At 66.4% G+C, this 19,370-nt stretch carries 20 protein-coding genes; 9 read left to right on the top strand and 11 right to left on the bottom strand.

The genetic code is table 11. The features are described from left to right. Positions 1 to 211: 211 nt before the first annotated feature. The 3 genes from EP28_RS05655 to pyrB all read right to left on the bottom strand — a co-directional run bounded on the left by EP28_RS05655 (position 212) and on the right by pyrB (position 2,766). A complete protein-coding gene (locus EP28_RS05655) occupies positions 212 to 1,072 on the bottom strand; it encodes a glycoside hydrolase family protein (protein WP_049983034.1) in 861 nt (286 codons plus the stop codon). A 297-nt stretch (positions 1,073 to 1,369) separates the two neighbouring features. Beyond that, entirely contained in the window at positions 1,370 to 1,828 is a 459-nt protein-coding gene (pyrI, locus tag EP28_RS05650) for an aspartate carbamoyltransferase regulatory subunit (protein WP_049983033.1), read from the bottom strand. Further along, a complete protein-coding gene (gene pyrB, locus EP28_RS05645) occupies positions 1,825 to 2,766 on the bottom strand; it encodes an aspartate carbamoyltransferase (RefSeq protein ID WP_049983032.1) in 942 nt (313 codons plus the stop codon). The genes pyrI and pyrB overlap by 4 nt, the downstream gene beginning before the upstream one ends. A gap of 185 nt (positions 2,767 to 2,951) precedes the next feature. Here pyrB and EP28_RS05640 point away from each other — a divergent pair, with 185 nt between their 5' ends. Both EP28_RS05640 and EP28_RS05635 read left to right on the top strand, forming a co-directional pair. Then, positions 2,952 to 3,269 carry an ASCH domain-containing protein gene (locus EP28_RS05640; RefSeq protein ID WP_049983031.1) on the top strand — a complete coding sequence of 106 codons (318 nt, stop codon included), beginning with the start codon at positions 2,952 to 2,954 and terminating at the stop codon, positions 3,267 to 3,269. 599 nt (positions 3,270 to 3,868) lie between these two features. After that, on the top strand, positions 3,869 to 8,152 hold the full coding sequence (locus EP28_RS05635) for an intein-containing adenosylcobalamin-dependent ribonucleoside-diphosphate reductase (RefSeq protein WP_049983030.1): 4,284 nt from the start codon (positions 3,869 to 3,871) through the stop codon (positions 8,150 to 8,152). Positions 8,153 to 8,392: 240 nt separating this feature from the next. Here the strand turns inward: EP28_RS05635 and EP28_RS05630 are convergent, their stop codons facing one another. The 3 genes from EP28_RS05630 to eif1A all read right to left on the bottom strand — a co-directional run bounded on the left by EP28_RS05630 (position 8,393) and on the right by eif1A (position 10,184). Beyond that, positions 8,393 to 9,247, bottom strand: a complete 855-nt coding sequence (locus EP28_RS05630) for a ZIP family metal transporter (RefSeq protein ID WP_049983029.1) — start codon at positions 9,245 to 9,247, stop codon at positions 8,393 to 8,395. A gap of 356 nt (positions 9,248 to 9,603) precedes the next feature. Then, the gene (locus tag EP28_RS14090) at positions 9,604 to 9,756 is read right to left on the bottom strand and encodes a hypothetical protein (protein WP_155118436.1); all 153 of its coding nucleotides are present in this window, start codon (positions 9,754 to 9,756) and stop codon (positions 9,604 to 9,606) included. Positions 9,757 to 9,899: 143 nt separating this feature from the next. Next, positions 9,900 to 10,184: a translation initiation factor eIF-1A gene (eif1A, locus tag EP28_RS05625; protein WP_049983028.1), complete on the bottom strand. Its 285-nt coding sequence runs from the start codon at positions 10,182 to 10,184 to the stop codon at positions 9,900 to 9,902. Between the two features lie 230 nt (positions 10,185 to 10,414). On the opposite strand from eif1A, the gene EP28_RS14650 reads away from it, so the two are divergent. From EP28_RS14650 to EP28_RS05615, 3 genes are all read left to right on the top strand, one after another. Continuing rightward, complete coding sequence (locus EP28_RS14650; RefSeq protein WP_255358268.1) at positions 10,415 to 10,549, top strand: hypothetical protein; 135 nt, start codon at positions 10,415 to 10,417, stop codon at positions 10,547 to 10,549. Between the two features lie 64 nt (positions 10,550 to 10,613). After that, positions 10,614 to 11,294, top strand: a complete 681-nt coding sequence (locus EP28_RS05620) for a carbonic anhydrase (protein ID WP_049983027.1) — start codon at positions 10,614 to 10,616, stop codon at positions 11,292 to 11,294. 119 nt (positions 11,295 to 11,413) lie between these two features. Next, positions 11,414 to 12,673, top strand: coding sequence for a PQQ-binding-like beta-propeller repeat protein (locus EP28_RS05615; protein ID WP_049983026.1), 1,260 nt, complete (start codon positions 11,414 to 11,416; stop codon positions 12,671 to 12,673). A gap of 346 nt (positions 12,674 to 13,019) precedes the next feature. Here EP28_RS05615 and ndk read toward each other — a convergent pair whose 3' ends face one another. From ndk to rpl7ae, 4 genes are read right to left on the bottom strand one after another with little or no spacing between them, the layout of a single operon-like run. After that, a complete protein-coding gene (ndk, locus tag EP28_RS05610) occupies positions 13,020 to 13,493 on the bottom strand; it encodes a nucleoside-diphosphate kinase (RefSeq protein WP_049983025.1) in 474 nt (157 codons plus the stop codon). After that, positions 13,494 to 13,682 carry a 50S ribosomal protein L24e gene (locus EP28_RS05605; protein WP_049983024.1) on the bottom strand — a complete coding sequence of 63 codons (189 nt, stop codon included), beginning with the start codon at positions 13,680 to 13,682 and terminating at the stop codon, positions 13,494 to 13,496. A 3-nt stretch (positions 13,683 to 13,685) separates the two neighbouring features. Then, complete coding sequence (locus tag EP28_RS05600) at positions 13,686 to 13,910, bottom strand: 30S ribosomal protein S28e (RefSeq protein WP_004046478.1); 225 nt, start codon at positions 13,908 to 13,910, stop codon at positions 13,686 to 13,688. 6 nt (positions 13,911 to 13,916) lie between these two features. Then, complete coding sequence (gene rpl7ae, locus EP28_RS05595; RefSeq protein ID WP_049983023.1) at positions 13,917 to 14,279, bottom strand: 50S ribosomal protein L7Ae; 363 nt, start codon at positions 14,277 to 14,279, stop codon at positions 13,917 to 13,919. Between the two features lie 219 nt (positions 14,280 to 14,498). On the opposite strand from rpl7ae, the gene EP28_RS05590 reads away from it, so the two are divergent. Further along, the gene (locus EP28_RS05590; RefSeq protein WP_049983022.1) at positions 14,499 to 15,968 is read left to right on the top strand and encodes a bifunctional metallophosphatase/5'-nucleotidase; all 1,470 of its coding nucleotides are present in this window, start codon (positions 14,499 to 14,501) and stop codon (positions 15,966 to 15,968) included. A 33-nt stretch (positions 15,969 to 16,001) separates the two neighbouring features. Here the strand turns inward: EP28_RS05590 and EP28_RS05585 are convergent, their stop codons facing one another. Next, entirely contained in the window at positions 16,002 to 16,346 is a 345-nt protein-coding gene (locus EP28_RS05585; protein ID WP_049983021.1) for a DUF5802 family protein, read from the bottom strand. 136 nt (positions 16,347 to 16,482) lie between these two features. Here EP28_RS05585 and EP28_RS05580 point away from each other — a divergent pair, with 136 nt between their 5' ends. The 3 genes from EP28_RS05580 to EP28_RS05570 all read left to right on the top strand — a co-directional run bounded on the left by EP28_RS05580 (position 16,483) and on the right by EP28_RS05570 (position 19,363). Continuing rightward, positions 16,483 to 16,794: a zinc ribbon domain-containing protein gene (locus tag EP28_RS05580; RefSeq protein ID WP_049983020.1), complete on the top strand. Its 312-nt coding sequence runs from the start codon at positions 16,483 to 16,485 to the stop codon at positions 16,792 to 16,794. Positions 16,795 to 16,893: 99 nt separating this feature from the next. Beyond that, positions 16,894 to 17,556, top strand: a complete 663-nt coding sequence (locus tag EP28_RS05575) for a sensor domain-containing protein (protein WP_080506072.1) — start codon at positions 16,894 to 16,896, stop codon at positions 17,554 to 17,556. 100 nt (positions 17,557 to 17,656) lie between these two features. Next, positions 17,657 to 19,363 carry a YcaO-like family protein gene (locus EP28_RS05570; protein ID WP_049983019.1) on the top strand — a complete coding sequence of 569 codons (1,707 nt, stop codon included), beginning with the start codon at positions 17,657 to 17,659 and terminating at the stop codon, positions 19,361 to 19,363. The last annotated feature ends 7 nt before the right edge of the window (positions 19,364 to 19,370 follow it).

Here is a 19,370-nt window from a genome sequence, read left to right as displayed (position 1 = left end):
GAGGCCGCGGCTAGACGTTGTAGAGCGACCGCCGCTACGGCGCGGACGTTGAAAGGCGACCGCCTCGCGCGAACGCGAGACGACCGGCGTGTCGCGCGCCGGCGGCCGGTCACATGAGTCTCGGCCGTGCCGGTATATAAGCCCTCGCTCACGCGACCGAGAGGACGCCGGCCAGCGGGTAGCGGAGAGGCGGTACCCGAACGGTCCGCAGTCAGTCGGGGCGGTGAACCTCGCCGTCGCGCGAGTCGGCGTCCTTTCGGCGGAGCGCGGCGGCGGCGTTGTTGGCGTCGTAGCCGAAGAACACGTCTTTCGCGTACGTCTCCGCGACCTCGGCGGCGTGGATCAGGTCGTCGACGTCGACCTCGACCGCGTACAGTTCGAGCGAGAACGGCGTCTCCGGCGGCGCGCCGTGGACGTCGTAGTCGCCCCCGAGCCGCGACCGGAAGCCGCGAGCGATCGTCTCCAGCCAGTAGGTCGTCGCGTACTCGGTGTCGTACAGCGGAACGACGAACTCGTCGACGTACTCCGCGAGCCGGTCGACGTCGAGCCCAGCACGCGCCCGAAGATGCCCGGGGTACGGGTCGGGATACAGCGTGAGGAGCAGTCGACCGGGGACTAACTCGGCCGCGTCGGCGACGAACTCGGTGATGACGTCGGCGCGCCAGTCCGTCCACGCCTCGCGGTCGCTCTCGCCGAACAGCCGCTCGCAGCGGTCGCAGTGACAGAATCCCTCGCGCGGGAACCCCACGTCGTCGAGGCGCACGTCGTCGTTCTCGGCGGCACAGTCTTCGATTATCTCCAGCAGCCCCTCGCGGTACTCCGGGTGCGTTGGGCAGATATACGCCCAGTCGAAGTAATCGCGGTCGCGGGTCGCCGGCTCACCGCGCTCGTCGACGGGGACGAGGTCTGGGTTCTCGCTCGCCGCGGCGTTGTCGCCGAAACACGACACCATGTTCACGGCGGTAGAGAGCGGCGCGGCGGCCCGGCCCGTGACGTCTTTCACCTCGTAGAAGCCGAGGTCGAACGGCTCCATCTCGACCTCGTCGGCATTGCGCGTGACGACCCCGTACATACATGCGGCTACGCGGTTGTCGGGTAAAAACGACGGGTATCTGCCTGTCGGAGGGAGCCGAGCCTCGATTCGATGCAACGAGTCTGAGACGATCGTGCGAGCGGGAGCGTCAGACCTCGACCGGTTCCTTGTCGCCGGCGAAGAGGAAGTACGCGAGCGCGACGAGCGACAGCACGAGGACGAGCTTCAGTTTCTTGCTCATACACCGATCATCGAACGGGGGTCGCTAAAATCTACCGACGTCGGTGGCGGCCCGGCGGACAAATCGGTCGACCGGCACGGCGCGGCCGGGACGACCTAGACGTCGATGTGTTCGGCGATGTCCGCCCGCAGGATAGTCGAGCAGTAGTCACACCGGACGCCGTCGGCGACGACGTCGAATCGGGTCTCGACGGGCTCGCCGGCGTTGGTGATGCAGTTGCGGTTCGGACACGAGAGCACGCCGGTCACGCTGTCGGGCCGGGTGACGCGGTTTTTCTCTGCCACCTCGAACTCGCGGATGATGTTGATCGTCGCCTCGGGCGCGATGAGAGAGAGCACGTCGACTTCCGACTGGGAGAGTTCCCGGTCCTCGACTTTCACCACATCCTTGCGCCCGAGCCGGTCGGAGGGGACGTTCATCACGACCGAGACGCCGAGCCCCTCGGAGCCGTCGATACCGAGGATGGCGAGCACGTTGAGCGCCTGCCCGCCCTCGACGTGGTCGATGACGGTGCCGTTGCGGATCTTCGAGACGCGAAGCTCGTGGTCGCTCATCGGTCCACCTCCGGACTCTCGGGGGCCTCCGCGTTCTCGATCAGGGTGTCTAAAAGCGCCATCCGCACCGGGATTCCGTTGTGCGCCTGCTCGAAGTATCGGGCGTGGTCGGTCCCGTCGATCTCGGGCGCGATCTCGTCGACCCGCGGGAGCGGGTGCATCACGGAGAGGTCCTCCGCGGCGTCGTCGAGCGTCTGGGCGTCGATCCGGTACTCGCCTGCGACCCGGTGGTACTCGTTCTCGTCGGGGAATCGCTCCTTCTGGATTCGGGTGACGTACAGCACGTCGAGTTCCTCTAGTACCCCGTCGAGGTCCGTGTGCTCGCGTATCTGCGCGCCGGTCTCGTGGAGGTCGAACCGGACCGAGCGCGGGAGCCGGAGCGATTCGGGGCTGATGAAGTGCTGATTCGCGTCGAACTCCGTGAGCGCGGCCGCGAGCGAGTGGACCGTGCGGCCGTACTTCAGGTCGCCCATGATACCGACGGTGAGGTCGTCGAGCCCGTGGTTCTCGCGGATCGTGTGGAGGTCGAGTAAGGTCTGTGAGGGATGTTGTCCCGCGCCGTCGCCCGCGTTGACAACGGGCGTCTCGACGTGTTCGGCTGCCAGCGTGGCCGCGCCTTCGCTCGGGTGTCGGAGCACCAGCGCGTCCGCGTAGCCCTCGATGACGCGGACGGTGTCCGCCAGCGACTCGCCCTTCGAGACGGACGAAGAGTCGACGTCACCCATGTCGATCGTGTTCATTCCGAGGCGCTTCGCCGCGCTGTCGAAGCTCATTCGGGTGCGCGTGCTCGGCTCGAAAAAGCAGAGCGCGAGCACGCGTCCGGCGTGCCGGTCCGCGTAGGCGGTGGGGTCGTCGGCGACCGCCCGGGCCCGGTCGAGCACCGCCTCGATGTCATCCCGCGAGAGCTGTTTCGCGGTGATGAGGTGGTCCTGACGCATCGTCGAAGAAGGGGATAGGCACGCTCTTGAATCTCTCGGCTCGGACCGCGACGCGGCTGTCCACGTCCGTGCAGATCGGGCGGCTGTGAGACTTCGAGATTCGAAAGGTGCGCGGTAAATACGGAGTGAAACCGCCCGGCGAATCCGGCCGGACACCTAAGCCCGTCCGTCCCCAACGCCATCATATGTCCGAGAACGACCCGGCCGACCTGCTGCCGAACGACCGCGTGAAACAGGCCGCCGTCGACGGCGACGTGACCCAGCTCCACCGCGGGAACCGGTACGGCGAGGCGGGCGACACATTCGAGGTTGACGGCGTGACCTTCGAGCTGACCGAGGTGACGGAGCGCACGCTCGGCGACATGACGGACGAAGACGCGAAACGGGAGGGGTCGCCGTCGCTCGACGCCTATAAGGAGCGGATGGTCAGCGCGCACGGCGGGCACTTCGAGTGGGACGATGACGCCGACGTGGTGCGCCACCGGTTCGAGCGCGCCGACTGACATCTCGCACCGCCTGACGGGGTGCCGCTAGCGCCCCGTGTTGTGACTGCGTCGGTGCGCCCGTGTTGTGACTGCGTCGGTGAGCAGCTGCCGAATCTGTTCCGCGCGTCGCTGCGCCGGCTGACGTCGAGACGGGGTTTCAGCGGTCCCACCGCCTCACGTTTCGGTCTTATCTGAACACCGCCCGTATCTTATCATTAGAATCTGATACGTGTGCGAAAGGCGAGGGGACCGACTTCACGAACGATCGTCGATTTACGCGGCCGACACGGAGCGTCACTCTCCGATCGCGTGGGCCACCGGCGTCAATCAACCCCCCTTCTGTTCCAGTGAAATGGTGGCGTAGTACGGTGATTTTCTCGGTATCGGATCAGTTTCACCACGGTCTGCCCACGCTTATGTGTGCAGAACCCGTCCGTTACCGACGAACTCGATCCCAGCGTCAGACGCGCGGAACCGAATTGCATAACCGAACAGACACGTACCCGACCAGACCACCTGTCGGGTTCGGACATCCGAACGTACAAGAGTCCGCCTCGCCAGTACACCAACACTACGATGATTCATATCCCACACCGACCGATCGGGGTGACCGTCGAATGAGCAGCGACGGCGTCGCCGCCGACGAACTCGAACTGCCGATCAAACGCACCACGGGAGAGACGATGGAAGAACGGCTCACGGCCAACGCCTACCACAACATCCTCCCCGCCCGCTACCTCCGGAAGAACGCCGACGGCGAAGCGATCGAGGACCCCGAGGAGTTGTTCGACCGCGTCGCGCGCAACGTCGCGCTCGCGGAGGCGGTCTTCGAGGCCGAAAAGCAGGGCGTCGAGATCACCGTCACGCCCGATCAGCTGAAGCCCGACCACCCGCGGCGCGACGAGCTCGCCGAGGACGTCTTCGGCGCGGGCGTCACGGCCGACGACGAGGCGGAGACGACGCTCACCGCGCACAACGTCAACAAGTTCGCGTACGACACGATCGTCCCCGAGCTTCCCGAGAGCGTGCGCGACCACGTCGAAGCGACCGCAGACCGGTTCCGCGACGGGATGGAATCGCTCTCTTTCATGCCGAACTCGCCGACGCTGATGAACGCGGGCGACGAGCTACAGCAGCTCTCCGCGTGTTTCGTCGACTCGCCCGCAGACGACATCACGGACATCCATCAGACCGCAAAGGAGGCGGCTGAGGTGTTCCAGTCCGGCGGCGGCATGGGGTACGCGTTCTGGAAGCTGCGTCCGTACGGCGACTCCGTCGGTTCGACGGGCGGTATCGCCTCCGGCCCGATCACGTTCATGCGGACGTTCGACCAGATGTGCGAGACGATCGCACAGGGCGGCGCGCGCCGCGGCGCGCAGATGGGCGTCATGCGCGTCTCCCATCCCGACGTCATCCAGTTCATCCACTCGAAGAACAAGGACGTCTCGCTCGCGCACTCCCTGCGGCTCAACGACCCCGACGACTTCACGCACAACTCCTTCGCGGACGCCTTAGAGGAGGCCCGCGAACTCATCGACGAGGACGGCCGCGTCCCCGAACACCTCCGGAACGCCGTGGAGGGCCACCTCTCGAACTTCAACATCAGCGTCGGCGTCACCGACGACTTCATGGAGGCGCTGTACAACGACGAGGAGTTCACCTTCACCAATCCCCGCACGGAGGAGCCGCACATTGCGACCCCCGAGACGAAGGAGATTTACGACATGTTCGGCCTCGGCGAGTACGTCGAGGTCGGCGAGGAGCTGTCGATCCCCGCACAGGAGCTGTGGGACGACATGATCGAGGGCGCACACGAGAACGGCGAGCCCGGCGTCATCTACCTCGAACGGGTGAACAAGGAGCACTCGTTCGATGTCGAAGAAAATCCAAACCACAGAATTCTTGCAACAAACCCCTGTGTCACCGGCGACACGCTGATCAGCACCGAAAACGGCCTCGTCGAAGCCGAAGAACTCTACGAACAGGGCGTCGCTCGCGATATCGTCGTCGACGGCCGCCTCAGCGAAGAGACGCTCAAGGAAGCGAGTAGCGTCTACAAAACTGGCGAGAAGGACGTCTACAAGCTCACGACCGAAGAGGGGTACGAACTCCGGATGACCACCGACCACCGCGTCATGACCGACGATGGGTGGGTCGAAGCCGGTGACCTCGACGCGGGCGACACGGTTCACATCCAGAACCGGAAAGGATCGTTCGGTCAGCACGGAACGGCGGCGGAGGGCCGTGTACTCGGCTGGATGGTCGGCGACGGTCATCTCAAGACCGGAGAGGAGCGCGCCGTCCTCAACTTCCACGACGAGGACGCCGAGGTCTCGGAGTCGTTCGCGGCCGACGTGAATGAGGTCGTTCGCGACCCGGTCGGTAACGCGGACTACGAGGTCGGTGTCAACGAGATCGCCAGAGGTGACGACTACCGTGGCGCGCAGGCCGTCGAACAGCGTATCCGGTCGACTCGACTGTACGAGTACGCCGAGGAAGCCGGCTTGGTCGACCAGAAGCATCAGGTGCCCGAGGCAGTGATGCGCGGGAGCGAGGAGATGGCGCGCGGATACCTCCGTGCGCTGTTCTCCGCTGACGGCGGCGTTCAGGGGAACGTCGAGAAAGGCGTCTCCGTCCGGCTCACGAGTATCAGTACCGACTTGTTAAAACAGGTCCAGCAACTCCTGCTCAACTTCGGAATCTTCAGCAAGATCTACGAGGAGCGCCACGAGGCGGGACTTCAGGAGTTGCCCGACGGAAAGGGCGGAACCGCGGAATACGAGCGGCAGGTCGATCACGATCTCGTCGTCTCGAAGGACAATCTCGTCCGGTTCGCGGAGGAGATCGGATTCCTTCTCGACTCGAAACAGGATGCGCTTGACGAGCGTCTCGCAAACTACGATCGCGGACCGTACAGCGAGGGATTCAAAGCGACCGTTTCTGCGGTCGAGAGCGATGGACACGAAGCGGTCTACGACCTCACGGAGCCCGAAACGAGTTCGTTCGTCGCGAACGGCCTCGTGGTTCACAATTGCGGTGAGCAACCGTTGGAGGAGTACGAGGCCTGTAACCTCGGTCACATCAACCTCTCGACGCTCGCGGCGCAGGACGCGCCGGACTGGCGCGTCTGGTCCGAGGCGCACGCCGATGAGTACGACTCGCAGGAGGCGGCCATGTCTGCGTTCTTACAAGAAGCGATCGACTTCGAGGAGTTCGACGAGCGGATCGACTACGGCACCCGCTTCCTGGAGAACGTGGTCACGATGTCGGACTTCCCGGTCGAGAAGATCGAAGAGAAGGTCCGGGACATGCGGAAGATCGGACTGGGGGTCATGGGGCTCGCCCAGCTGTACATCCAGCTCGGGATCCGGTACGGCACCGAGGAGGGCAACGAGGTCGCCCGCCAGCTGATGACCCACATCAACCACGCGTCGAAACAGACCTCCCACGAGCTTGCGACGGAGCGCGGGACGTTCAACGACTGGGAGGAGTCGAAATACGCGAACCCCACCGAGTACCGCGACTGGTTCGAACACTACACCGGGCTCGACGCCGACGAGTGGGAAGACGGCTTCCCGATCCGCAACCACAACACGACGACGATCGCGCCCACGGGCACGACGTCGATGATCGGCAACACCACCGGCGGCTGCGAGCCTATCTACAACGTCGCCTACTACAAGAACGTCTCCGACGACGTGCAGGGGGACGAGATGCTCGTCGAGTTCGACGACTACTTCCTCCGGACGCTGGAGGAGAACGACGTCGACGTCGACGCGGTCAAACGAGAGGCGCAGGCGCAGATGGCCGAAAACGAGTTCGACGGTGTCGACGGGCTGGAAACGGTTCCGGACGCCATCGGCGAGCTGTTCGTCGTCACCGGCGATCTCTCGGGCAAGCAGCACGCGGCGGTTCAGTGCGCCTGTCAGCAGGGCGTCGACTCCGCCATCTCGAAGACGTGTAACTTCCCGAACGACGCCACAGCAGAGGAGATGGAAGAGGTGTACCGCTACATTTACGATCACGGCGGCAAGGGCGTTACCGTCTACCGAGACGGTACCCGCTCGAAGCAGGTGCTCACGACGCGCGCGAAGAACACGGAATTCGCAGACGAGAGCGAGGCGGCAGAGACGATCGTCGAGCAGATCGGCGAGGTGTTCGGCGGTATCGAGGCGTTCCTCGACAACGAGGACGTGCAGGCGGCGATCGACACGGAGATCGCGGACCTGCTCGAAGCCAGCGAGCAGCCGCAGATCGACTACAGCGAGCGCAGCCCGCGTCCCGACTCGCTGTCGGGCGTGACCCAGCGCGTCGAGACGGGCTACGGCAAACTGTACGTCACCATCAACGAGGACGAGAACGGTCGACCGTTTGAACTGTTCGCGAACATCGGCCACTCCGGCGGCTACACCAACTCCTTCACGGAGGCGCTTGCGAAGGTCATCTCGACGGCGCTCCGCTCGGGCGTCGACCCCGAGGAGATCGTCGACGAACTACAGGGCACCCGGAGCCCCAAGGTCGCGTGGGACAAAGGCGAGCAGATCCAGTCGATCCCCGACGCGATCGGCACCGCACTCCGGCGGTATCTCGACGACGACGTCGACAAGGGAATTCCCCAACAGCAGAGCCTCGACGACGTCGGGACCGACACCGTGACCGAGCCGCCGAGCCAGACGGACGGCGGCGCAGTCGACGCCGGCCCGACGGTCGACGATGTCGGACCGACGGGGACCGAGACCCCAGACGGACAGAGTTCCGACAGACCCGACGAGTCCACCGACGCGATGCAGGAGCTAATCGCCGCGGGCGAATCACCCGAATGTCCCGACTGTGGCGGCATGAACCTCTACTACTCCGAGGGCTGCAAGACGTGCGAGTCGTGCGGTTGGTCTGAGTGTTGACCTCGTCGCCGACGACACGATAGTCCGGCGGCCGCCGGCGTCTCGGAGGCAGCAACCGAGACGCGACCGCGGCGACACTGGCGTTTTTCACGGCGAATCGGGGAGTAAGCCTCGCGCTTCAGCGTGGAGAGGATGTCAACGGTGAACTGCGAAACGGTTTCCGTCGATTGCTCTGTTGAATCCGATGACTGTACGGGATCGTGATACAGCTGGTGCAACTATTTATCACCCGCCGAGAGACTACCCGGCTAACGAGATGTCTAAATACAGCATTACGATGACGCCGACCATGAGTCCAAGCGTTGCCACGCGTTCGTGACCGCTTCTGTGTGTCTCGGGTATGATTTCGTCAGAAATCACAAACAACATCGCTCCTGCCGCAAATCCCATTGCGTACGGTAACAGCGGTTCGATTGTCGCCACAGCAACAGCTCCCACCACCGCTAATGGGATCTCGACGGCTCCTGCTCGGATTCCGGCGATCGCAGCATACAACCGACGGTTGAGACCGGCGTTTATCGCCGCCACAGACACGGCCAACCCCTCGGGGATGTTTTGGAGACCGATTGCAAGCATCAGCGACAGCGCGCTTCCGAGTTGAGCTGGATCTCTCCCGGCTGCGCCGAACGCGACTCCAACGGCTAACCCTTCGGGCATGTTATGTAGCGTGATAGCTAAAATGAACAGTATTACTCCGGCCAATTTCTCCTCGGTGACTGGGAGCGTCTCGCTCGGTCTCGATGCGTCCGCTCGACTGCTGCCAGTCAGAAGGTAGTGCGCGTGGGGAACCAGTGCGTCCGCTCGGTCAAGAAACAGTGCGCCGATCCCAACGCCGACGAGTGTCGGAAGCGGATTTCCTCCGGAATACTCCTCGATACCGGGAATTATGAGGCTGGTAAAGGCTGCTGCGAGCATTACGCCTGCCGCGAATCCGAGCATACCGTTGAGGGCTCGTTCGGATGGATTTCGCCAGACGAGCACGAGCGATGCACCGAAGAGATTCATTAGAGCGATAATGACGCCTCCTACGAGTGCCTGTATTACCGGAGACGTCCCGACAAATCGGACAAACGTCTCCGTGATCTCAAACGCCATTAGCTGTCTCTGCGCGACGTAGCGGTTTATACGTATTCACGCCTCCGTTGAAATTCGCAACAGAAGACACGTTTAGACCTGGTTCCGACTGCTGTGTTGAATAGCGGTGTTGATCAAGAGGGTCGCAAGTTGCGTCGGCTTGCGAGTGGTTACCGCTACTGGTCTCAAGACTAGTATCGATTCACGATGGCTCAGGGGCCGCTATTCAACACCGCACAAATAACGGGTCGGTAATAGGTCGGCCTCTGCACTCATAGGGCTCGTCATCGCTGGTGCCGAGGCAGCTCGGGGCGGTGCATCGTCATCGGCCGGTCACATGTAGCCGCTCTCCGGATAAAAGGGTGTTCGGCTCCGGGTCAGTCGCCCCCGTGACAGGAGCCGGCGTAGGCGTTCCAGCGATCGGTCCCGTTCGGGAGCCGGACCGTGTTCGACGGATCGAACATCGCCGCCGCCGTCTCCGTGTTCGTCGTCTCGGCCGCTTCGTCGGTCGTCGCGCGCGTACTCGGCAACTCGGGCCCGCCGGTCGGACTCGACTCCGAGCCTGCGTTAATCGTGTACTACGGGTGGCACACTTCACCCGATGAACTGCTATGTAATAATTGTTTATGTTTGATTCACCGCGAGGCGGTGGAGACGCCCCGGTCTCGCGCTTTTACTGGATGTGGCCTTCCCGCCGGAGTTGGTCGGCGTCCTCCTCCGTGTAGCGCCACTCGACGTTCGCCTTCTCGTCTTGCCAGTCCCACGGTTCCGCGAGCACGACGTCACCCTCGCTGATCCACGTACGGTACTTCATACGGCCGGGTATCCGGCCCATACGGGTCTCGCCGTCGACACAGCGCAGTCGGACGTGGTTCCCGCCGAGGTGCTCTGTCACCACGGCAAACACTTCGTCGTCGTTGGGCATTCGGAGGTTCCGACGCCCGGATTCTTCGCTCATACAGTAAGTAAGACGGTCGACCGTATAAGTCATGGGAGACGCGTGTGCGCGTTCCTCGTGTGGTACACAGGCGCGCAGTCGTTCGCGGGCCGAGCGTCGGCTCCGGCCCCAGAACGCGAGAGCGTCGGTGCCGACGGACCGCACTCAACACGGCCGCTCGACCGCGCCGTTTGGACAGCGGGGGAGAGACGAGCGAAGCGTTCAAACCGCGCGGCACCGATCCCCTTCGCATGACAAAGATGGAGTCCATCGCTCTCGACGACAACGACGAGGCTCTCGCTCCCGCAGTCGTGATCGCGACGGTAGCCCTGCTCGCCGTCTTCGTCGTCGGCTTCGTTATCCAAGCCGTCGGTCTCGTGGTGTGAGGCGTCGTCGTCGCGTCCCGCCCCGGCCCGACCGCTTTTCACTCACGGCCGCGAGTCCGCCTGCATGAGTCGTCGGCTTCTCGCCGATCTGCTCGACCGCAACGACGCCCACGTCGCGTCACTCGGTGCCGGCGCGCTCTCGGCACATCGTGACGGGCAGCGACCGCCGGTCGTCTCCGTTTGCTGTTCCGATTCCCGGGTCTCACAGGAGCGGATGTGGGCGGCAGATCCCGGCTATCTCTTCACCGTCGGCAATATCGGGAACCGCGTGAGCACGGACGTCGACGGAGAACGAGTGCTCTCCGGCAGCGTCGCGTATCCCCTCTGTCACACCGACACGGACGTCGTCGTCGTGGTCGGCCACACCGGCTGCGGGGCCGTCGGGGCGGCGCTCGACGCGGCGAGAGACGGACCGATTCCGACCGATCCCGGCATCCGATCCGACGTCGAGGACCTCCTCCCGATCGTCGAGCGGGGGCTCGACGCGGCGGTATCCGAGACCGCCGCTGCCAGCGTCAGAAACCAATTGGTCGAGTACAACGTCCACGAGCAGGTCGCGCTCGTTCGCGAAAGCAACGCGGCCGGCGACGCCGACGTGTACGGGTTCGTCTACGACTTCCACGGTGCATACGGTGACCGAGACGGGGCGGCCTACCTCGTGAACGCCAACGGCACTCGTGAGGTCGATCGGCTTCGCGGTCTCGTGGACGACTCGCACGCGGACCGCGTCTCCACCCTGTTGTGAGCGTCCCTGCTCCCGCTCCCGCCTCGTAGTTTCATACAGTTGATGGGTCCCCCTACCGGCGACCCGACGGAGCCCCGCATCCGACAGCGGTATGCCGCCGCCGCCCGAACCCAACTGCAATGGACCGGCGCGTGCTCTTCGCGAGTCTCATCTTGTTCGCCGGCGGTGCAGCCGGCGTCGGCGTCGCGCTCTTCGCGTTCGTCGGCGTCGACGACGGCGCGACGGAGGCGGAGATCGTCTGGGAATCGGACCCTGTCACCGGTGACGACGGCAGCGGCGCAGTCGTCGCCACCATGGACGGTGACCCGCTCGTGTTGCAGTCGGTCGCCGCGAACGGCACGCGGTCGGTGCGGGCCACCGCCGTCGGTGGCGGCGTGGAGTGGACGTCTCCGGTCGGGACCGGAGCCGGAGGCGGCGCGGCACCCGCGGACGGTGACGGCGGCGAGGCCGTCGAGGCGGCCGAGACGAGCGGGCTCGTTACGGGCACGCTCGGCGGCGAACAAGTCGTCGCGCTCACCACGCGTTCGGGGTCGCTCGTCGTTTTTGACGCCGATGACGGCTCCGAGCGGTTCGTCGTGGACACCGGCGGTCGAAGCGCGGTCCGCCCCGCGATCGGCGATGTCGACGGCGACGGCGACGCCGAGGTCGTCGCGGTCTCGACGAGCGGCGGCGTCCTCGCCGTCGATGCCGGCGGCGATCCGGTCTTCCAGAGTGACGTCGGCGCGCCGATCGAGCGCCGACCGCTGGCCATCGATTTCAGCGGTAACAAAGCGAGCGGCGACGATGTGACGAACGGCGTCGCCGTCGTCACCGCCGACGGCGACGAGCACGCGGTCAGGCTGCTCGACGGCGACGGTGACGTGCGATGGACGGCCACACCGAGCGTCACGCCGCTGAGCTGGCGGCAGGCGGACAGCCAAAACGGACCGATCCTCGCGCTCGGCGGAACGAACGGCAATCTCGAGACGCTCGAGGTCGCCGACGGCTCGACCCGATACGAGATCGGGCTTCAGGACCTTCCGGTCGCAGTCGGAGACGCGGGGCCGGGGCGCGTCTACGTCGGCGGCTCGGGCAGCGTCTGGGCGGTCAGTCTCCTCGACGGCGAGGTGTCGTGGAAACAGCAGTTCGGAGGCGACACACGGGTGAACGCGCCGTCTCTGGGTGTGCTCGGCGGCGGCGACGAGGCCGACCCGGTGGCGATAAACCGCGAGGGAGACCTGCTCGTATTGAATCGGAACGGCGGCGTCACCGCCCGGGGGAGCGTCGGCGCGGTGGTGTACGCGAGCCCGCAGTTCGCCGATGTGACCGGCGACGGAACCGACGAACTCATCGTCGTGACGGAGGACGGGACGGCGGTCGCGGTCGACGTAAGCGACTGACTGGCCGACGCACGGAACACAGACCGGTTTTGTGAGCGCGGCATGGATGAGGAACTGCGAGTGCGCGGTCGAAGGGGTGCTAGTGAGGTGCGGTCGAAGGGATGCTAGTGAGGTGCGGCCGAAGGGATGCTAGTGAGGTGCGGCCGAAAGAATGCTAGTGAGGTTTGGCTGAAGCGGACGGGAGACTGACGTGTGGTCTTTTTAACTGGTTGCGAATGGCAGATCCCCTGACGGCGCAGGATCGACGATGATAGTTCACCGGAAATCCGGTGTGTTATCGCTGCGATACCTCTCGGTAACACGGTCGAGACGTCGCGAAAAACGAATTGGCCGAACTGTCGCCGCGTTACTCGTCCTCGTATACCCACGCGGCGGTGTCGAGGCCGTAGTCGACGAGTTCGTCCTCGTCGAAGAACAGGTCGATCTCGCGTTCGTTCGCGCCCTCGTCTTCGTGGTCCGACGCGTGGATCACGTTGTGGCCGAGGTCGAGTCCGAAGTCGCCGCGGATCGTTCCCGGGGCGGACTCGGCGGGGTCGGTCTCTCCGACCATCGCACGGACCTGTCGAGTCGCGTCTGCGCCCTCCCAGACCATCGCGAAGACCGGTCCGGAGGTGATAAATTCGACGAGGCCGTCGAAGAACGGCTTGTCCTCGTGCTCGCCGTAGTGGTCGTGCGCGAGGTCCTCGTCGATCTGCATGAACTTCCCGCCGACGAGCTTCAGCCCGCGGTCCTCGAACCGCGAGACGACCTCGCCGATGAGACCGCGCTGCACGCCGTCCGGCTTCACCATCACGAAGGTGCGCTCGTCGTGGTGGCTCATCTACTCGCCACCCTGATTGTGTCCTTCCTCGGTCCACTCAAGGTCGCGGGCCTCACGGCCGAGGAGGTAGTTCTTCTCCGCCTTCGAGTCGACGAAGTGGAGGATCTGGCCGTCCTTCTTGACGTACATCGTGCCCGTGCCGGGCTCGATCTCTTCGCCGGTGTAGTCGCAGGTGCGTGTCTCGACCATTGGTTATCGGCCTCCGATGGAGTCTGCGTCGCGCTGGGTCTCCCGGAGCTGGAGCACGTCGCCCATGCGGACGGGGCCCAGGACGTTCCGGGTGATGATCCGGCCCTGGTTCGATCCCTCTTGGATGCGGCACTTGACCTGCATGGCCTCGCCGTGCATCCCGGTCTTGCCGACGACCTCGATCACCTCGGCGGTGGTGGAGTCGCCGGTGCCCTCTTCTGCGCTCATGGGTGACTATCGAAGCTCCGCGACCTTCTCGCCGATGTCCTCGACGTCGTCGTCGGCGTCACCGGCGTCGACGACGGCGGCGGCGGCCGAGCCGACCTCGAGTCCCGCGGCCTGTCCGACCTCGTCTTGGGTGTCGACGAAGACGACCGGAATACCCTTCTCGTCTGCGAGTTCGGGGAGGTGCATCACGATCTCCTCGGGAGAGACGTCCTCGGCGACGACGACGAGGTCGGCGTTGCCGCGCTCGACGGCTTTCGTGGTCTCGTTGGTTCCTTTCTTCACGGTACCGGTGTCTCGGGCGACCTCGAGCGCCTCAAGGGATCGCTCGGCGAGGTCGGCTGGGGTTTCGTAGTCTACGTAAACGGGCATATGTTGGTCTCCTCTCCTCCGTGTGGGCTCGCGTGCCCGTCCCGTGGTCGGTCCCTAACGGAACGGCACATCATCAACCCCACAGAGGCTGTGACCCGACGTAATCCGGACATCCATAAAAGCGCTTTCAATATCCGGCGGGTGTGCGACCGTGGATCACCCCCCGTTCGCCGGCTCCGCGCTTTTTAAGCGCCGCTCTCCCGTTCGCTCGATCAGCGAATGGCTCGTCTCGTCCACTACTCCGACATCGAGAACGTCTTCGACGTCCCCGAGCGAGCGGCCCGCCTCGCCGGACGGATCCGCGCGCTCTCGGGCCCTGACGCCGCGGTCGTCGCGACCGGCGACACGACCGCGCCCGGCGTTCTCTCGCTGGTCGCGACCGGCCGGCAGATCGTCGACTTCTACGCCGCGACCGACACGGCGCTCGACACGTTCGGCAATCACGAGTTTGATTATGGACCCGACGCGCTCCGCGGGCTCGTCGCCGATGCCCCGGCCACCTTCGTCTCCGCGAACGTCCGCGACGAGGACGGGGAGCCGTTCGGCCGCTCGGAGGGCGTCGTCCCGTGGACGACGCTCGCGGTCGGAGACGCGACGATCGGGTTCGTCGGCGTCACCGACCCCGCGACGAGTTCGCTGAACCCGATGGCCGCCGACTTGTCCTTCGACGATCCCGTGACCGCCGCCCGCGACGCGATCGCCGAGATGCGAGCGGCGATCGCCGGCGGAGCGGACGGAACGGTCGCCGGCGGAGCGGACGGCGCGGCTGCATCCTCGCTCGATCACACGGTCGTCCTCTCGCACCTCGGGGCGGGTGACGACGACCTCGCGCGCGAACTCGACGTCGACGCGGTCCTCGGTGGACACGTCCACAGCCGGCGCAACGAGGTCGTCGGGGGCACGCGGCTGGTCCGCCCCGGCGTCAACGGCGAGACAGTCGCGGAAATCGAGTTCGGCAGCGCCGGCATCCCGACCGGCGTTCCGACCGCGACGCTCCACGATCCGGACGGCGCGGACCCGGTCGAGGGCCTCGCGGCCGCCCTCGACGAGCGGATGGCCGCGGCCGACCTCGGCGAGGTGGTCGACCGTGTCGACGAGCCGATAGAGCGAACGGGTCCGGTCGTCCACGGCGGGGAGTGCCGCGCCGGAAACGTCGTCGCCGACGCGTTCCGGTGGGCGCTCGACGCCGACGTTGGACTGTCGAACGCCGGCGGACTCCGGCAAGGCGATCCGCTCGCGGGCGCGGTGACGAAGGCCGATCTGATCAGCCTGATCCCGTTCGAGGAGCCGGTCGTGCTCGCGTCCGTGACCGGCGCGGAGCTTCACGACGTGTTCCGCGAGATGGCCGCGCCGGACGTCGACTTCGGCGAGGACGACTGGTGGCACGGCCACGTCTCGAACGCGCGCGTGGTCTGGGACGCCGACGCCGACCTGATCGCGGAGGCGACCGTCGGCGGCGAGCCGATCGACCCCGAGCGGCGGTACACGGTCGCCGTCTCCGAGTACCTGTTGCACTCCGAACACGAGTTTCCGACGCTCGCACAGCGCCACCGAGTCGACGAGGGCCCGATCCAGTACGAGGCGCTCGCCGCGTACGCCCGCTCGGAGGGAATCGACCCGGCTATCGAGGGGCGGATCGAGATCCGCGGCAGGCGGTCGGCGTCGGCGATCACCGGCGGGGACCGGTAGCGAGCGGGGGAGCCGTGCGACGGGGTTCCGACCTCACGCGTTCGCGAACGGCTCCCAACCCTCCCATCGGAGGAGCGTCTCTGCGCGGTCGGCGTCGGCCAAGAGCACGTTCCGACGGTCCGGGAGGGCCTCGTCGGCGAGTTCTCGCGGGAGCGCGAGCGTTCCGCTCGGCACGTCGTCGTCGCCGGTCACCGGTATGTGGCCGCCGTCGAGTTTCATCACGAGCGGAGCGTCGAGTCGCTCTACTCCGTCGCCGTCGGCGTACAGCTGCTCGTTGACGCGCTCGTGGTCGACCCGCTGGATGACGGCCCGCTCGCCGTCGTGGGGCTCCACGTACAGTTCCCCCAGATAGTAGCCGCTCGAAAATCGCTCGAACATTCTGTGCGTGGTAACGTCTGTCATGATACGTAATAAGTGTTGCCGGGCTCGACGCGGCGACGGTCGACCAGCAGTTCCGCGTCCGTCACACGAGCGGCCACAAGGGGTTTATCGGTGGCCAGAGAGGTTTCCGACGATGCCCTCCCAGAACGACGACGACGAGACGGAGTACTCCGTCTTCGGAAACGACGCGGAGAACGCGATCGAGCAGTCCGACGACCGAGCCGACCCGGAGGCCACGGGACTCGGCGACGACGCGAGCGGCTGTCCGAAGTGCGGCGGCACGGAGATCGAGGTCGACGAGATCGCGACGAGCGGCACCGGCCTCACCAAGATGTTCGACGTGCAGAACCGTACGTTCCAGGTGGTATCGTGTGCGAACTGCGGCTACTCGGAGCTGTACAAGGGACAGTCGACGGGGAACGCCGTCGACTTTTTCATCGGCTGAGACGCCCTCTCGACGCGGTGGACGCGGTCGCCGCGTGTCGCCGCGCCGTCGCTTCGGCCGACCGATTTATGTCGCTCCCGGGTGCGGTTCCGGCCGCATATGGCCTCCCTCCGGCCCCTCTCTACGCTCCCGGTGATCGGCGTCGCCGCCGACAGCAGGACGTATCGGCACCTCCTGTACCTCCTGATCGCGGTCCCGCTCGGGTTCGTCTACTCGGTGCTCGTGACCGTCGGCGTCGGGTTCGGGCTCGTGCTTTCGGTCGTCTTAGTCGGATTCGCGCTCCTGTTCGCGACGCTCATCGGAGCCCGGCTGCTCGCCGGCGTCGAGCGGTCTCTCGCGAACGCGCTCTTGGGGACCGACCTGCCGCGCCCCGACGACCTCTCTGACGGCGGGGGTGGGACGCTCGCGGGACTCAGGCGGTACGTCGACGCACCGTCGACGTGGCGGAGCCTCGGCTTCCTCTCGCTGAAGTTCTGGGTCGCCCTGCTCGCGTTTGCGCCGGTGTTCCTCCTCGCGAACGCCTTCCCGCTCGTGACCGCACCGCTCCGGTATCCGTACGCCGCCGAGTTCGGCGAGGTGAACGGCGAGCCGGTCACGTGGTCGATCGACACGCTTCCCGAGGCCCTGATCGCGGTCCCGCTCGGAGTGGTCGGCGTGCTCGTCGCGCTCCACGTCGCAAACGCCATCGCGTACGCGGCCCGCCGGATGGCGGTCGCGCTGCTCTGCGATCGGCGGCCGTCCGCGGCGAGCGAGGCGGCGTGACCACGCGGAATCGTCTCGTCCCGTGCCCGCTCGTCCGGTTCCCAGCACCACTTCCGGAACCACCCGCGGCTTTTTTCCTCCCTGTCGCGTCGGGAGGGGTATGGACATCGGACTGGTCGGCGAGGGGCCGGCGGTCGACGCGGTCGAAGCTGCGCTCGGCGACGTCGACGTGAACGTGATGCCCGTCGAGGCGGGCCTTTTGGACGGGTTCGACCTCGCCGTCGTCGTCGACACCGCGGGGTCTGAGACGTTCGCGGCCGCGAACGACCGTCTCGATCGGTGGGTCGCGGTGGAGGTCGGCGGCGTCGGCGGCGTTCCGCTCGACGCGGTCGACGCCGCGGTCACCGTCTTCGAGACGACCTGCTACGACTGTCTCCGCGCCCGCGTGGCGAGCGGCGACGCCGAACCGGCGACAGAGACGCGCGGAACGCGGTCGGCCGTCCGGTACGCCGGGGCGCTGGCCGGCCGCCGTGTCGTCCGCCGGCTCTCCGGGGACCCGGTCGCGGACACGGTCGTCGAAGTGTCGGGCGGGGAGGCGTTCGGCGGCGAGCGGACGCTCCTGCCCGTCCCCGGATGCGACTGTGGCGACGAGCCGGGCGACGCGCTCCCGCGGGAGGGCGAGGGGCGGTCGCTCTCGGCCGCGCTCGACGCCGCCGAGCGCGCGGTCGATTCCAGGGTCGGGCCGATCGCGGACGTGGGCGAGCAGGCGTCGTTCCCGGTGCCGTACTACGTCGCCCGCGTCGCCGACACGACCGGATTCTCCGACGAGCGCGCGGCCGAGTTCGGCGGGGGCGTCGCCGCGGGCTGGGACGCCGCGTTCATGAAGGCGCTCGGCGAGGGGCTGGAGCGCTACGCCGCGGGCGTCTACCGCGAGGCGGCGTTCACGCACGCCACCGCCGGGAACGTCCCGAACCCCGTCCCTCCGGACGCGTTCGTCCGCCCCGATGACGCGGCCGAATACGCCCGCGGCGACCGGCTCCCGTGGGCGACCGGAGCGAACCTCGCGACGGGCGAAACGGCGAGCCTCCCGGCGGAGTTCGTCCACTTTCCTCCGCCGGAGAACCGATACCGCCCCGCGATCACGACCGGGCTCGGACTCGGGAACACCGGCCCCGAGGCGGCGCTGTCGGGCCTCTACGAGGTGATAGAGCGCGACGCGACGATGACGAGTTGGTACTCGACGGCGGATCCGCTGGGGCTGGCGGTCGACGACGCCGAGTTCGCGGAACTCGAGAAGCGCGCCCGCGCCGAGTCGCTCGCCGTGACGCCGCTCCTCGTGACCGCCGACGTCGACGTTCCCGTCGTCGCCGTGGGGGTCCACCGCGAGGGCGACTGGCCCCGATTCGCCGCCGGCTCCGGAGCCGACCTCGACCCGGTCGCCGCAGCGCGGAGCGCGCTCGCGGAGGCGCTCCAGAACTGGACCGAGCTCCGGTCGATGGGCGAGGAGGCGGCGGCCGAGCAGGGGGCGGCGATCGGTCGCCACGCGGACTTCCCGGACGAGACCCGGGCGTTCTTCGATCCGGACGCGACCGTCGCGGCCGCGTCGCTCGGAGAAGAGACGGCGTCGGGAGCGGCGGAGCTGTCGGCCGTCGTCGAGCGCGTCGAGGCGGTCGACCTCGACCCGTACGTCGCGCGAGTCACGACGCGCGACCTCGCCGCGCTCGGATTCGAGGCGGTCCGCGTGCTCGTCCCCGGGGCACAGCCGCTCTTTACGGGAGAGCCGTTCTTCGGCGACCGCGCCAGCGACGTCCCGCGGTCGATGGGGTTCGAGCCGGATCTCGACAACGAGTACCATCCGTTTCCGTGAGGCGGGC

It is taken from the genome of Halorubrum sp. BV1 (assembly GCF_000746205.1).
Classification (GTDB): domain Archaea; phylum Halobacteriota; class Halobacteria; order Halobacteriales; family Haloferacaceae; genus Halorubrum.
The sequence above is the reverse complement of the archived record's forward strand: the minus strand, read 5'-3'. Positions and strand labels throughout refer to the sequence as shown.